This window comes from Arthrobacter sp. B10-11, assembly GCF_033142195.1.
Lineage (GTDB): Bacteria > Actinomycetota > Actinomycetes > Actinomycetales > Micrococcaceae > Arthrobacter > Arthrobacter oryzae_C.
On record NZ_JAWMTH010000006.1, the window covers coordinates 203,499 to 215,757 of the forward strand.

A 12,259-nucleotide genomic window follows, 5' to 3' on the forward strand; every position below is an offset into this window, starting at 1 on the left:
TCTGATGGTGGGGCTCGGTTCGATTATTGTTCAGATCCGCCGGGCAGGAAAGGGCTGCTAATTCCGTGCGGAGAGTGTTTTGTCGCGGTCCTCGAAGACTTCCTCGCCGGGGCCGGTGAAGGCGCGGGAGCGCTGGATTGCTTCGATGGAGCCGGTGAAGAGCTGGGAGTCCTGCGGACCGGCCGGCTGGGGGGACTCCACAGCAGGCTGCCGGGACGTTCCCCGGGAGGGTGCGGGCTGCACGGGTTCCCAGCGCACGTGCGGCAGCGACTCCGGGTGGCCCTTCTGCAGGAAGGTGACCATGGCCTCGCGGATGAGGCAGCGCAGGTCGAACAGGGCGGCGCTGTCCGCTGCGCTCACCAGGATCCGTACCCGGACGTAGCCGTTGGTGGCATCCGTGATCTGCAGGATTCCCACGCGCTCATCCCAGAGTTCCGTAGCGTCGAGGACGGTCCGCAGTTCGGCGCGCATGTCCTCGATGGGCGCGCGCCAGTCGAGGTCGAACTCAACGGTGCCCATCACCTCGGACTGGCGGCGGGTCCAGTTCTCGAACGGCGTGGTGGTGAAGTAGGTGGAGGGCAGGATAAGCCGGCGGTCGTCCCAGATGTGGACCACCACGTAGGTCAGGGTGATCTCCTCGATCCGGCCCCACTCTTTCTGCACCACCACCACGTCGTCCACGCGGATGGCGTCGGTGAAGGCCAGCTGCATGCCGGCGAACACGTTCACCAGCGACGTCTGGGCGGCGAGGCCTGCCACGATGGAGATCACGCCCGCGGAGGCCAGCAGCCCGGCGCCAAGCGCCTGGATCGCGGGGAAGGTCAGCATGACGCTGCCCACCGCAAGCACCACGACGAGGGCCACGGCGATCCGGCGGGCCAGGATCATCTGGGTCCGCAGGCGCCGGGCGCGGCGGTTGTCTGCCACGTCCACGCTGTAGCGGCTGAGGACCAGGGCTTCCACTATCAGCAGCACCGCCACGGCGAGCCAGGCAAGGGAGCCCATGAGCGCAATCAGCAGGAGATGGTCGACGGCGGCCCGCCACCCGCCGTCGTCCGTGGTCAGCGCCAGTGCGATGCGGACGCCGATCAGGCAGAGGGCAAGGCGCAACGGAAGCCGGGCCACGCGGGAGGTGGCCTGGAGTTGGGGGCGGCGGCGGTTGAGCCGGAGGACCGTCTTGCGGATCAGCCAGGAGAGGACCAGTCCTGCCGCTACTGCGAAAGCCATGGCCAGGAAGGGCATTGCCGGGATGAGGAATTCTTGCATTGGTTAAGCTCTATCAAGCTTCCGGGAAGGGCTGAAATCACGTCGGCCATCGGCGCGCCGATAACATTTGGACATCGATTGGATTTATTCCTTGGGCGGCGGCCCGCGCCAGTCCAGAATTGAGGAATTATTCGCGGTCTCATGAAATTCAGGAGAACAGATGCACCGCTCAGCACCCTCGGCCATCGCAGTTTCAGGGGCCATCTGCCTCGCGTTCCTGCTGTCAGCCTGCGGCCCGTCCGCCTCGTCACCGTCGACGAGTTCCGCGGACGCCACCGCCACCTCGACCCCTTCGCCCACCGCCACCTCCACAACCTCGGCCACCGCCTCGCCCTCGGCTTCATCCCCAACCGAGGCGGGCTGGAAGTCCTACACCACGACGGACGGCCTGACCTTCGACTATCCGGAAGACTGGAAGATCACCGACAAGGCGGCAGACGCAGCGCCCGGGGGCGTGTTCCTGAACATCACGAACGCCAACGGCAAGAACCTGGCGGACCTCCGGACGAACATGGTCACCGGGGCCGAATGCACCGTGAAGCAGCCGTACGGCGTGTACGAAACGCAGCCCCTGCCGGCACTGGAACAAAACGGAACCGTGCCCCGGTATGTTTTCGAGACCCGGACGGACACCACCGCCACCGATCCCAAGCTCATGACCTTGCTCGCGTACGGCATCACCACGGCACCTGAACCCTCCGGAACGGAAGCGTGCCCCGTTTTCCACTTCTTCAACTGGCCGCCCAGCGGTGCGATGTTCGGCGGCGTCTACGATCCCTTCGACACCACGCCCGGCAATGAGATGCACGTGGACACTCCGGAGGTCTACATGGGCACGCAGGAGTACAAGAACATCAAGAAGATGATCACCTCGTTGAAGCCCGCCTAAATATCCCAGTGTTACGTCGTAAAGGTTGCGCACCGCGGACTGTCCACGGTGCGCAACGTTTTGGCGGCAAATTCCTTCGTCGCCGGGCGAGTCGTTTCTGGGCGGGGCCACAATGAAGTCCTCAGCTCTTTGGGGAGGATTGCATGCGCCGATCAAGGATGCCCGGCTATGGATCATCTGAACCGGCACGACCCTGGGCAGCGGCTGCTGCCGGTGCCTGCCTTGCGGTACTCCTGGCAGCCTGTGGGCCGCCTCCCGCACCACCGGATACTGGATCGGCGACGGCCAGTGCGCCCACAGCGTCAGCCGGCGGAACGGCGACGGGAACGGCGACCGGGACGTCGGATGGAACAGCCGCCGACCCGGTGACCGGAACTGCCGTCCCGCCAAGCACGACGGCGGGCGCCCCGCCCGGTGAACCGTCGCCGTCGGCCTCGTCCCCGAGCCGGCTGCCGTCGCCTACGGCGTCCGGCTGGAAGACGTTCACGACGCCGGACGGTGACCTGACGTTCGACTATCCGGGGGACTGGGCCATCAAGGATCCGCGCGGAAAATCACCGCTCGGCGGGGCGTTCGCGGAGGTCTTGAACGCGGCAGGGAAGACGATGGCGGTCCTGGAGACCAGAATTGTGACCGGTTCGGAGTGCGTGCAGAAGTACCCGTTTGCGGTGCTGGATTCCGAACCCATGACCGCCCTGGCTGAGAAGGGCGTAGCGGACGACAACGCGCCGCGGTTCATGTTTGAGACGCGTGGGGACGCCCTGGCCGCCGCCCGGACGGCTGAAACCATTGCGGCCTACGGCATCACGATGATTCCGGAGGAGGCCGGGACGCTGGCGTGTCCTATTTTCCTGCTGTTCCGGTGGCCGCCCAGCGGGGCGATGTTCGGCGCCGGTTATGACCCCGCAAACAATGCCACGCCGGGGAATCCGTCGCTGCCGTACTGGGAGAGGGCCAGGCTGTATGCGGAGACGGGGGAGTACCGGAACATCCGGCGGATGATCACCTCGCTGCGTCCCGCGCGGTAGCTGATAGCGCCTTAATCTGGCTCCTTGACTGGCCCCGGGCGCCCGCGCAGACTCGAATCAGGACGCAGTCCGATCTGTCGGAGTTCTGATGTACGCACTGGGGAAGCAGCGGCTCGCGAGCGGTGCGCAGGCAATGGCATCCGCCCTGATAGCGGTGTGCGTGGCGGTGTGTCTAGGGCTGGTTGTCGTGCTGGGGCTGGCTGCGTGCACGCCGGTCCCGAGTGGGCCCGGCCCGAGTTCGGAGCCGACATCCACGCCCAGCACACCTCTGTCCACTGCGACCCGACCCTTCCCTGGTGAGAGTGGCCCTCAAAGCAGCAAGCCCGGCGCCGGCCCAACCCCCACTACGTCTTCGACCAGGACGAAGCCCTCTGCGGACGGAGTAATTCCCCCGCCGGGCACCACCTCGACAGCCCTGGAAAAGGCCAGGCGTGCCAAGGAAATCCTGGAAACGTGCTTTCAGGGCGAGCTGACGTTCCGGCCGCCGTCGCCCATGCGGCAGGGCGAGACAAGGGAGTTCGTCCTGCACGTCACCCTGGGCGATCCCGGGGAGGGCCACGAGAAGAACATCCCCGGGCCCAACCCGGTGCAGACCCGTGAACCGATTGTGTGCGAGGAGATGCGGGCGGATCTGTCCGGCCCGGGCATGACCATTGAGCGGGCGGGAAATCCGAGCGGTGAGATGCTGGTGCCGGTGGAAGGCGTGGCGGAGTGGCGCTGGTGGATCACGCCCAAGGAATCGGGGCGGAAGACCATGACCCTGCAACTGTTCGCCACCGCGGAGGAGGGGCCGGACCTGAGCCTGGAGACGTTCCGGGAAGACATCCAGGTAGAGATTGAACTGGGCTATGTGCTGAATGCGCTCGTGAAGGACTGGGCGCAGCCGCTGGGCCTGACCATCCCGGTGCTGATCGGTGCCATTGGTGCCCTCCTCGTGTGGTCGCGGTCCAAGCGCCGCAAGGCCAAGCACGCCGCCAACACAACCCCTTGAAACCCCGGGCCACCGCACTACATTGGAACCATGGCTCAAGCATCAGACCGGAACCCCAAGCGGAACCCGGCCCAGGACTCTGGCGCGGACGTCCGCTTGCGCGCCCGGGTGGAGGGCGTGGTCCAAGCGGTGGGGTTCCGGTACTGGACCGTGCGGAAGGCTGAGGAACTATCGCTGACCGGAACGGTGCGGAACGACGACGACGGTACGGTCGCCGTCGTCGTCGAAGGTCCGCAGGCGGTGGTGCTGGAGTTCCGCCGCTGGCTGCGGTCCAGTGACGCGCCCGGGCGCGTGGACCACGTGGAGGAGTCGGTGTCGCCGGCGACGGGGGAGTTCAGCAGCTTCGACGTCGTGTATTGAGCCGGACTCAACCCTCACAGACCGCGCTCCGGCTGCCGCTCCTAGGAGCGGCCCTCCCGCTGCAGCGCCGCGTCGTGCTCGGCGTGGGCCTGCTTGAGCAGGTCCATGAACTCGGTCTCGTCGCGGATGAGCCGCTTGTACTTCTCGGGGAGCTTCCTGAGCTCGGCCTCCTCGCGCACCATCTTGTTGAAGATTTCCTCGCGCTCGGCGATGCCCGTCTCGTAGTTCAGGTCAACGTACTCCGTGGCGTGCCGCTTGGCGCCGGAGACCATGTTCTTCGCCTTGCCCTTGGGGCTGTAGATCGAGGCGAGGACCGTGACCACCAGGACGCCGATAATCACGGACAGCGACAGGCCGGTGCTGATCTCGATGACGGTCACGTGTTCGCCGCCGTTGATGAACGGCAGGTTGTTTTCGTGAAGCGCGTGCAGGATGAGCTTCACGCCGATGAAGCCGAGGATCGCGGCCAGGCCGTAGGAGAGGTAGATCAGGCGGTCCAGCAGTTCGTCGATGAGGAAGAACAGCTGGCGCAGGCCCATGAGGGAGAACGCGGTGGCGGTGAAGACGATGAAAACGTTCTGGGTGAGGCCGAAGATGGCGGGGATGGAGTCCAGGGCGAACAGGATGTCGGTTCCGCCGATGGCCACCATCACCAGGAGCATGGGGGTCAGGACGCGTTTGCCGTTTTCCACGGTGAACAGCTTGTCGCCGTCGTAGTGCTGCGACGCCGGGAGGAACTTCCTTGCGAGCCGGACCACCAGACCCTCGGACTCCTCGTCGTGTGAATTGGGCCGGAGCAGGTTGCCGGCGGTGATCAGCAGGATGAGGCCGAAGATGTAGAACACCCAGGCGAAGCTGTTGATCAGGGCGGCGCCGAGGAAGATGAAGCCGGTACGGGCGATCAGGGAAAAGACGATGCCGAACAGGAGCACTTTTTGCTGGTCAGCGCGCGGAACCTTGAAGCTGGCCATGATGATCAGGAACACGAAGAGGTTGTCCACGGACAGGGCCTTTTCGGTGACGTAGCCGGCGAAGTATTCGGTGCCCATGGTGGGTCCGCCGAACACCAGGACGCCGATCCCGAAGACCAGCGCGATTCCCACGTAGATCGCGGACCATGTGGCCGATTCCCTGAGCTTCGGTGAGTGCGCCTTGCGGACGTGGAAAAAGAAGTCGAAGGCCAGCAGGCCCACGATGCCGATGACGGTCAGAATCCATACGTAAAGGGGGACCTGCATGCTGCGTGCCTTCCGGTCGGTGGGTTGCTATCAACCCTACCGGGCGGCTGCTGCTGGGTGTCTGCTACTGGGCGGTGTCTGCCCAGCCTGTGCTGGACGGGCCGCCGTCGGCTCCGTCTTCGCACAACCTGAGGGCGACGTCGGCGGCCTGGGCGATTGCCGCGGCGGACGCCTCCTTGGACCCGGCGCTGCCGGTGCCTCCGCTGGTGCCTCCGCTGGTGCCTCCGCTGGTGCCGGCAGCGAGTCCGGCCGCGTAGCCCACCATGAGCGTGGTGATGGGCGCTGCAGCATGCGTGACCGACCGTGAGGACTCGCCGGCCAGGTCGAGGATGAGTTCCCGGTCAAAATCGAGGTCCAGGAGCTGCAGGGCCTGCGCCAGCCGGTGGCTCCATTGGTCCAGGATCTGTGCTTCGTCTTCGCTGGCGGCCATGTTCTCTCCTAAGTCGTATGTACGGTCAGAAATAACGGCAGATGCCTTGAGGTTAGGCTGTAGCAAGAGCCGCTATCAAGGAGAATCCGATGACTGATGTGACTATCCGCCATAATCCGGAGCGCGAGCGCTTTGAAGTGCTCGTCGCCGGCAATGTGATCGGCAAGGCCGCGTACAAAACCTACGACGCCGGCGACTCGCCGCAGCGGATTTTCTATCACACGGTGATCAACGAGGAATTCGGCGGCCAGGGGCTTGCGGGCAAGCTTGCCACTGCGGCCCTGGACGCGACCGTGGCCGACGGCCTGGCCATTGTGCCGGTGTGCCCGTACATCAAGAAGTTCCTGACCACGCATCCGGAGTACGCCGGCAGCACCGCCGCCATCACGCCGACCCATCTTGAGTTCCTCAGCGGGGCGCTGGCTGCGCGGTCCCGGGCTTAATCCGGGCGTCATCAGGGCCCGGCTGCCAGCCCGGCTGACCGGCCCGGCACCCGGTGGTTGGCGAGGAAGTCACTGTGGTGTACCAGGAGTCCGACCCCGCCCGGGCAGCCGTTCTCGGATACGAAAGCGACGGCGTATTTCTGGTTAGCGGGGACCGGAGCGCGCCAGCCAGAACCGAAAGCTGAGGTCAGACATGGCGGACACTGTTGAGGCTGTCCTCCACGACGGCTCGAGCCTCACCGTCACGATGCAAGGCGACGGGCCGGCGTTGCTCCTGCCTGTCCGGCTGGAACCGTATTCCTCCGCAGAGGCCGAAACCATCCGCAAATGGGGTGGGGACCCTGACCTTGGACCCGCCCTGGTAAGCGGGCTGTCCGCGTCAAGCCGCGTGATCGCGGCCGACTACGAAGGCCACAGGATGGCCCATCCGGCGGCGGATACCCTCACCCCGGACAACCTCGCCGCCGATCTCCTGGCGATTGCGGACGCTGCGGGAGCCGACGTCTTCGGTTACTACGGCTACTCCTGGCTTGCGTTGAGCGGACTCCAGCTTGCACTCCGCACGGACCGTCTCCGTGCCCTGGCCATGGGTGGTTTTCCGCCCGTGGAAGGACCGTACCGGAGCATGTTGGCGGTTACCCGCGCCGCGCACGCCATGTCCGCCCAGGAGCCTGACCCTGCGGCTGTCCCTGTCGCCGACGCCGAACCCGGGGACTGGGACAGCGTCTCCGTTCAGACAACGGAGGCGCAAACACGCCAGTTCGTCACCCTCTATGAAGCACTCCAGGGTTTCGAGGATGTCACCGCCGCAGTTCCGCGCGGGTTGCCGAGGCTTGCTTTTGCCGGCGCGGACGACCACATTGACTACAGTCCCCAATGGGGCGGAGTCCAGGTGCAGATCGGCGCACCGTTGGCCCGGCACCAAGACGAACTGATCGCCGCCGGGTGGCATGTCCAGGTCCTTCCCGGTCTGGACCACCTCGGTGCCATGCACAGCTCCGTGGTGCTGCCCCTTTTGACCGGCTGGCTGCAGAAGGTCGGCTGGGAGCGGCAACAGGCAGCTGGCTAGGCTGGAATGATGGATTACCGAATTCGTCGGGCCACTCCTGGGGACGCCGATGCCGTAGTGCGCATGCATACCCTGGCCCACGAGGAGTGCTACGCGCACCAGTTGTCGACGGAGTTCTTCCGCCTCCGCAGGGCCAGCATTCCCGAGCGTGTTGAACAGCGTCGATCCTTCCTGGCGAGCCCTGACCCGAGGATTGTTGCGCTGGACTCCGGCGATGAAGTGGTGGGATTCGCCGACGCGGGTCCGGGCCTTGAAGCGGACCCGCCCGAACAGTTGGAGCTGTATGCGATCTACACCCTCCGACGCACGTACGGCAGCGGCCTTGGCGCAGCCCTGCTGCATGCCGCCATCGGCGATTCACCGGCGTACCTCTGGTTGCTCGAGGACAATCCCCAGGCGCTGGCCTTCTACCTTAAACACGGCTTCCGGCCCGACGGCACACACAAACTGCTTCCGCCTGAATGGGAGGAGCTGCCCGTGATCCGGATGGTCCGGTCAAGCAGGCCGTAGGCTAGTCCGCCTGATCGCCGCGCTCCGCCCGATCATGGAGCCCCGCTGACTCCTCGGGCGCCGCCTACGCGTCAGGTTCCCACCGCAGCAGGTCGCCGGGCTGGCATTCCAGCACCTCGCACAAGGCCTCCAGGGTGGTGAAGCGTACCGCTTTGGCCCGGCCGTTCTTGAGGACCGCCAGGTTTGCGGGCGTGATCCCGACTCGGTCAGCCAGCGCGCCGACGGGCATCTTCCGCTTGGCCAGCATCACGTCAATGTCCACGATGATCGGCATTCAGATCACCTCGTCCAGTTCGTCCTGCAGGTGCCTGGCTTCGGCGTCGCGCGCCACCGCCTGTGCCAGCAGGGTGCGCAGTACGACGACGACGAGCGCCACTCCGGCGATCAGCACACCGGCGCCGCCAATGAGCAGGACAACGCCGGGGGCGACGGATTCGCCCGGTGCGAGGACAACGCCGAGACCGAAGGTCAGCAGGGAGGCCGCCGCAATGGCGCCGGTCACCACGTCAACGTAACGGAAGGCGGCGTGCGAGAACACTGTTCCCCGCCGCACCATGGTGAGCAGTCGCCAGACACAGACCATGGTGACCTGGACGGTGACGATGCCCAGCAGGACGATCACGATGACCGGAACGCTCACGCTGGCTATGCCGGGGCCCATGTCCTCGTTCAGGTCGCGGGCCAGCAGGGGAACCATCACCGCCTGCACAAAAACTGAACCGGCAAGGCCCATCGCGAGGACAATGCGCAACGCGAGCACGGTGAGCTTTCCCATGAGTTCTCCTAATGTCGAATAACAGTTAGATACTATCGATATTCGATATGCAGCGCAAGGCAGTCGGTGCCCAGGACGGCCAGGGCTGGCCCATCCGCACGCCGGCCGTGCCCGATGACCCAGCACGATGGCCCACCCGATGGCCGTGGCCAATGACCCGGCACGATGGCCGTGGTAGCGTGCCGGGCATGGCCGTGGACCCTTCCCTGCTCAATTGGTTGCTGGACTCCGATCCGGCGCTGCGCTGGCAGATCGAGCGCGATCTGGCGGGCGCTTCGCGTGACGTATGGGAAATGACCCGCGGCAGGATGGCGACGGAGGGGTTCGCTGCGCGCCTGCTCGCTCTGCAGGATCCCGACGGTCAGTGGGCGGGCGGTGCGTTCTTCCCCCGTGACTTTGACTTCCACGGGCCCGAGGCAGCCCATGGCCCCGATGCAGGTGATGGGCCGGGGCAGCCCTGGACCGCTACGACGTGGACGCTGAACACTCTCCGCGACTGGGGCCTCGATGCGGCTGCCCTCGCGGGCACCGCCGGGCTGCTGGCCGCGAACAGCCGCTGGGAGTACGACGACCTCCCGTTCTGGGGCGGCGAGGTGGACTGCTGCATCAATGCGTACACGCTCGCCAACGGGGCATGGCTCGGGGCGGATGTCTCCGGGATTGCCCAATGGTTCCTGGACCACCGCATGGCCGACGGCGGCTGGAACTGCGAGTGGGTGGAAGGCTCCACCCGGTCCTCCTTCCATTCCACGCTCAACTCCCTGAAGGGACTGCAGTACTACGAGGCCGCGACCGGTGGAACCAGCCGGCTGCGCGCTGCCCGCCGGGCCGGTGAGGAGTACCTGCTGCAGCGCCGGTTGCTGCGCCGCCTGTCCACGGACGAGATCGTGGGACCCTGGGTGGCAACGTTCGCTTACCCGTTCCGATCGTTCTACAGCGTGCTCAACGCGGCGGACTACTTCCGAGAGGCAGCCGCTCACGACGGCGTTGCACCGGATCCGCGGTTGGCCGACGCTATCGAAGTGGTACGGGCCGCCCGGCTCCCTGACGGCACGTGGCTGCAGGGGCGTCGCCACCCGGGGCGGGTGTGGTTCGAGGTCGACGTTGCGCCCGGCGAGCCGTCCAAGTGGCTAACATTCTTCGGCACACGAGTCCTTGAATGGTGGGACGGCGCGAACGGACATTTGAGGCCCCGATAAACCGCCCGGATTCAAAGGGCCTCAAGTGTCCGTTCGCGCTTGGCCCATGCCTGGGATTCAGAAGGCCCGAGGGATGCAGGACCACCGGCCTATACCGCGCGAAGGTCCGGGTGGGTACCGTGGCCTCATGCAGAAGATATCGATCGAGGCCCTGGCCCGGCAGCAGCTTGCCGCGGCGCTTGCAGCGAGCAACGGGCGTGCTGCGGACACCGTCTATGGCGGGCATGAGAAGGTGCTCCGCCAGACCGTTATGGCGCTCAAAGCCGGCACGCAGTTGAGTGAGCACCAGAACCCGGGGGACGCCACGGTCTACGTCCTGCAGGGCAGCCTCCGACTGCGCGCAGGCCAAGAGTCGTGGGAGGGCAAGCCCGGTGACCTGCTGATCGTGCCGGACGGACTGCACAGCCTCGAAGCCGAAGAAGATTCGGCCTTCCTGTTCACCGTGGCGAAGGGCGCGAGGTAGCTGCAGCAGGGCCCCGCGGGAACAGGCGGCAAGCAAAGGCGGCAAGCAACCACGTAGTGCTTACCTACGCGGCGAGCCACATTTCCCAGTCGGGCAGCGGGTCAACCAACGCGGGGTCGGGAAGGTATGCGCCAATGTCGGGCGCGTCGGGGGCATCGGGCGTGTCGGCCGGTGGCCAGAGATTGGCGTCCGGCTGCCAGGCGGGCTCCCAGTCTTGCTCTTCGCTGGTGTAGCGGCGTCCTGACGGGGCCATCCAGCCGGGTGGTGCGTCGCGGGTGGCGTCCATCGGCTGCCAGCCGGTGGTGTGCTTGAGCCGGTGATGCTTCCGGCAGGGCTGGCTGAGGTTGGAGACACCAGTGGTGCCGCCCTCGTGCCACGCCAGAGCATGATCCGCCTCGTTGTCGAGGGACTGGTTGTTACAGCCGGGAAACGGGCACTTGCCGTCGCGGAGGCGCAGCCAATGGCGCAAGGCGTTTGGGACGCGGTAGCTGGATCGTCCGATCTCCAGCGGGGCGCCGGTGGCCGGGTCGGTCAGGACACGGTGGAACGAGGACGCGCCGTCCGCGACGAGCTGCCTGGCCATGCTGGGCGGGATCGGTCCATAGCCGTCCAGCATCGCCGGCTCTTCGGCGGCGCCCAGAAGCGACAACGCGGGCACGGTCACGAGGACTTGCGCCTTCGGCGATGGCACACCCTCTGCGACGCCGGCGATGAGCCAACTTGCGGCGGTGTCGGCCCGGAGCTGGGAGAGGTTCCGGGATTCGTCGGGGCCCTGGAGGTCCCTGGCCGCCGCCGTGGCACGGTTCCAGATGGACGCGGCAGTGTCGGCGGGCAAGTAGGCAGCGAGCCACGCCATGCCGTCGCGGTCCGGGGTGAACTCGAGCCGCCGGTCCCGGGCGCTGGCCCGGTGGCGACTTTCGATGCTCGCGGAGTGATGACGCTCCCGCCAAGTGCGTGCCTTGGCGCGGAAACGGGAGGGCACGAGCTCCCCGGCAGGGCAGCCCCGGGCAGGGTTCTCGGCGTCCGGGTCCAGAAAGTGCGCTTCCAGTCCCGCGGTGGACGCCCGGTCCAGGCCGGAGGTCTCGTCCACGAGGATCCGGGCGTGCTGCCACGAGATGGTCCCCGCCTGGAGGGAGGCGAGTGTCAGGGGCAGTGCTGTGGTGAGTTGCCGAGCCTCCTGCAGGAATGCGCCCGCGGTCCGTTCGCTGACGGTCAGGACGCAGGCCACCTCGGCCACCAGGGCCATATCCGTGGCGCACCGCTCCTGCGGAGAGGCCGACGGGGATTCCATCGCCTTGGTGGCTTCGACAAACGTTGCGGCCAGTTGGACCTTGAGGGCTGCGGTCCCGGCTTCCAACCGGCTCGCTACGGTGAGTCCGTCGAGGCAGTCATCGGCCAGTTGCCGCAAGTGATCCGAAGGTGCGGTTCCGGAAGGGGGCGCGCCCTTAATGAGGCCAGACAGCGCAGCGACGGACGCCGCGACGGCGTCCAATGCGTCGGTTACTGCGGTGCTTTCCATACTCAAAGTTTGGTGGGAGGGTCTGACATTTAACGGACTCCCCAAGGTGCATCCGGTGCCGGTGCCGGTGCTTGCGCTG

Annotated in this window: 15 protein-coding genes; 9 read left to right on the plus strand and 6 right to left on the minus strand. The window is 66.3% G+C overall.

Annotated elements, in window-relative coordinates; genetic code table 11:
- Window positions 1-57: 57 nt before the first annotated feature.
- Entirely contained in the window at window positions 58-1,266 is a 1,209-nt protein-coding gene (locus RW112_RS18255; protein ID WP_317783109.1) for a mechanosensitive ion channel family protein, read from the minus strand.
- 160 nt (window positions 1,267-1,426) lie between these two features.
- On the opposite strand from RW112_RS18255, the gene RW112_RS18260 reads away from it, so the two are divergent.
- The 4 genes from RW112_RS18260 (at window position 1,427) to RW112_RS18275 (ending at window position 4,534) form a co-directional block, all read left to right on the plus strand.
- On the plus strand, window positions 1,427-2,155 hold the full coding sequence (locus tag RW112_RS18260; RefSeq protein ID WP_317783110.1) for a hypothetical protein: 729 nt from the start codon (window positions 1,427-1,429) through the stop codon (window positions 2,153-2,155).
- A 365-nt stretch (window positions 2,156-2,520) separates the two neighbouring features.
- Window positions 2,521-3,183, plus strand: a complete 663-nt coding sequence (locus tag RW112_RS18265) for a hypothetical protein (RefSeq protein ID WP_317783111.1) — start codon at window positions 2,521-2,523, stop codon at window positions 3,181-3,183.
- Between the two features lie 493 nt (window positions 3,184-3,676).
- A complete protein-coding gene (locus RW112_RS18270) occupies window positions 3,677-4,174 on the plus strand; it encodes a hypothetical protein (RefSeq protein WP_317783112.1) in 498 nt (165 codons plus the stop codon).
- A 30-nt stretch (window positions 4,175-4,204) separates the two neighbouring features.
- Window positions 4,205-4,534, plus strand: coding sequence for an acylphosphatase (locus RW112_RS18275; RefSeq protein ID WP_317783113.1), 330 nt, complete (start codon window positions 4,205-4,207; stop codon window positions 4,532-4,534).
- A 41-nt stretch (window positions 4,535-4,575) separates the two neighbouring features.
- On the opposite strand, the gene RW112_RS18280 is transcribed toward RW112_RS18275, so the two are convergent.
- Window positions 4,576-5,772 carry a TerC family protein gene (locus tag RW112_RS18280; RefSeq protein WP_317783114.1) on the minus strand — a complete coding sequence of 399 codons (1,197 nt, stop codon included), beginning with the start codon at window positions 5,770-5,772 and terminating at the stop codon, window positions 4,576-4,578.
- A 64-nt stretch (window positions 5,773-5,836) separates the two neighbouring features.
- A complete protein-coding gene (locus tag RW112_RS18285) occupies window positions 5,837-6,202 on the minus strand; it encodes a DUF6457 domain-containing protein (RefSeq protein WP_317783115.1) in 366 nt (121 codons plus the stop codon).
- 89 nt (window positions 6,203-6,291) lie between these two features.
- On the opposite strand from RW112_RS18285, the gene RW112_RS18290 reads away from it, so the two are divergent.
- The 3 genes from RW112_RS18290 to RW112_RS18300 all read left to right on the plus strand — a co-directional run bounded on the left by RW112_RS18290 (window position 6,292) and on the right by RW112_RS18300 (window position 8,224).
- Window positions 6,292-6,645, plus strand: a complete 354-nt coding sequence (locus tag RW112_RS18290) for a GNAT family N-acetyltransferase (protein WP_317783116.1) — start codon at window positions 6,292-6,294, stop codon at window positions 6,643-6,645.
- Window positions 6,646-6,838: 193 nt separating this feature from the next.
- Window positions 6,839-7,714: an alpha/beta hydrolase gene (locus RW112_RS18295; protein WP_317783117.1), complete on the plus strand. Its 876-nt coding sequence runs from the start codon at window positions 6,839-6,841 to the stop codon at window positions 7,712-7,714.
- Window positions 7,715-7,777: 63 nt separating this feature from the next.
- A complete protein-coding gene (locus tag RW112_RS18300; RefSeq protein ID WP_317783118.1) occupies window positions 7,778-8,224 on the plus strand; it encodes a GNAT family N-acetyltransferase in 447 nt (148 codons plus the stop codon).
- 64 nt (window positions 8,225-8,288) lie between these two features.
- Here RW112_RS18300 and RW112_RS18305 read toward each other — a convergent pair whose 3' ends face one another.
- Window positions 8,289-8,498, minus strand: coding sequence for a helix-turn-helix transcriptional regulator (locus tag RW112_RS18305; protein ID WP_317783119.1), 210 nt, complete (start codon window positions 8,496-8,498; stop codon window positions 8,289-8,291).
- Window positions 8,499-8,999, minus strand: a complete 501-nt coding sequence (locus RW112_RS18310) for a DUF2975 domain-containing protein (protein WP_317783120.1) — start codon at window positions 8,997-8,999, stop codon at window positions 8,499-8,501.
- 188 nt (window positions 9,000-9,187) lie between these two features.
- On the opposite strand from RW112_RS18310, the gene RW112_RS18315 reads away from it, so the two are divergent.
- Together RW112_RS18315 and RW112_RS18320 are read left to right on the plus strand one after the other, a co-directional pair.
- Complete coding sequence (locus tag RW112_RS18315) at window positions 9,188-10,198, plus strand: squalene cyclase (protein ID WP_317783240.1); 1,011 nt, start codon at window positions 9,188-9,190, stop codon at window positions 10,196-10,198.
- Between the two features lie 127 nt (window positions 10,199-10,325).
- Complete coding sequence (locus RW112_RS18320) at window positions 10,326-10,661, plus strand: cupin domain-containing protein (protein WP_305939986.1); 336 nt, start codon at window positions 10,326-10,328, stop codon at window positions 10,659-10,661.
- 64 nt (window positions 10,662-10,725) lie between these two features.
- On the opposite strand, the gene RW112_RS18325 is transcribed toward RW112_RS18320, so the two are convergent.
- Window positions 10,726-12,180: an HNH endonuclease signature motif containing protein gene (locus tag RW112_RS18325; protein WP_317783121.1), complete on the minus strand. Its 1,455-nt coding sequence runs from the start codon at window positions 12,178-12,180 to the stop codon at window positions 10,726-10,728.
- Window positions 12,181-12,259: the final 79 nt, after the last annotated feature.

Bases quoted from the DNA above. Each gene is read 5' to 3' on its own strand.
- RW112_RS18255 (WP_317783109.1), bottom strand. From the start codon at position 1,266: ATGCAAGAATTCCTCATCCCGGCAATGCCCTTCCTGGCCATGGCTTTC.
- RW112_RS18260 (WP_317783110.1), top strand. From the start codon at position 1,427: ATGCACCGCTCAGCACCCTCGGCCATCGCAGTTTCAGGGGCCATCTGC.
- RW112_RS18270 (WP_317783112.1), top strand. From the start codon at position 3,677: ATGCGGCAGGGCGAGACAAGGGAGTTCGTCCTGCACGTCACCCTGGGC.
- RW112_RS18275 (WP_317783113.1), top strand. From the start codon at position 4,205: ATGGCTCAAGCATCAGACCGGAACCCCAAGCGGAACCCGGCCCAGGAC.
- RW112_RS18280 (WP_317783114.1), bottom strand. From the start codon at position 5,772: ATGCAGGTCCCCCTTTACGTATGGATTCTGACCGTCATCGGCATCGTG.
- RW112_RS18285 (WP_317783115.1), bottom strand. From the start codon at position 6,202: ATGGCCGCCAGCGAAGACGAAGCACAGATCCTGGACCAATGGAGCCAC.
- RW112_RS18290 (WP_317783116.1), top strand. From the start codon at position 6,292: ATGACTGATGTGACTATCCGCCATAATCCGGAGCGCGAGCGCTTTGAA.
- RW112_RS18295 (WP_317783117.1), top strand. From the start codon at position 6,839: ATGGCGGACACTGTTGAGGCTGTCCTCCACGACGGCTCGAGCCTCACC.
- RW112_RS18300 (WP_317783118.1), top strand. From the start codon at position 7,778: ATGCATACCCTGGCCCACGAGGAGTGCTACGCGCACCAGTTGTCGACG.
- RW112_RS18305 (WP_317783119.1), bottom strand. From the start codon at position 8,498: ATGCCGATCATCGTGGACATTGACGTGATGCTGGCCAAGCGGAAGATG.
- RW112_RS18310 (WP_317783120.1), bottom strand. From the start codon at position 8,999: ATGGGAAAGCTCACCGTGCTCGCGTTGCGCATTGTCCTCGCGATGGGC.
- RW112_RS18315 (WP_317783240.1), top strand. From the start codon at position 9,188: ATGGCCGTGGACCCTTCCCTGCTCAATTGGTTGCTGGACTCCGATCCG.
- RW112_RS18320 (WP_305939986.1), top strand. From the start codon at position 10,326: ATGCAGAAGATATCGATCGAGGCCCTGGCCCGGCAGCAGCTTGCCGCG.
- RW112_RS18325 (WP_317783121.1), bottom strand. From the start codon at position 12,180: ATGGAAAGCACCGCAGTAACCGACGCATTGGACGCCGTCGCGGCGTCC.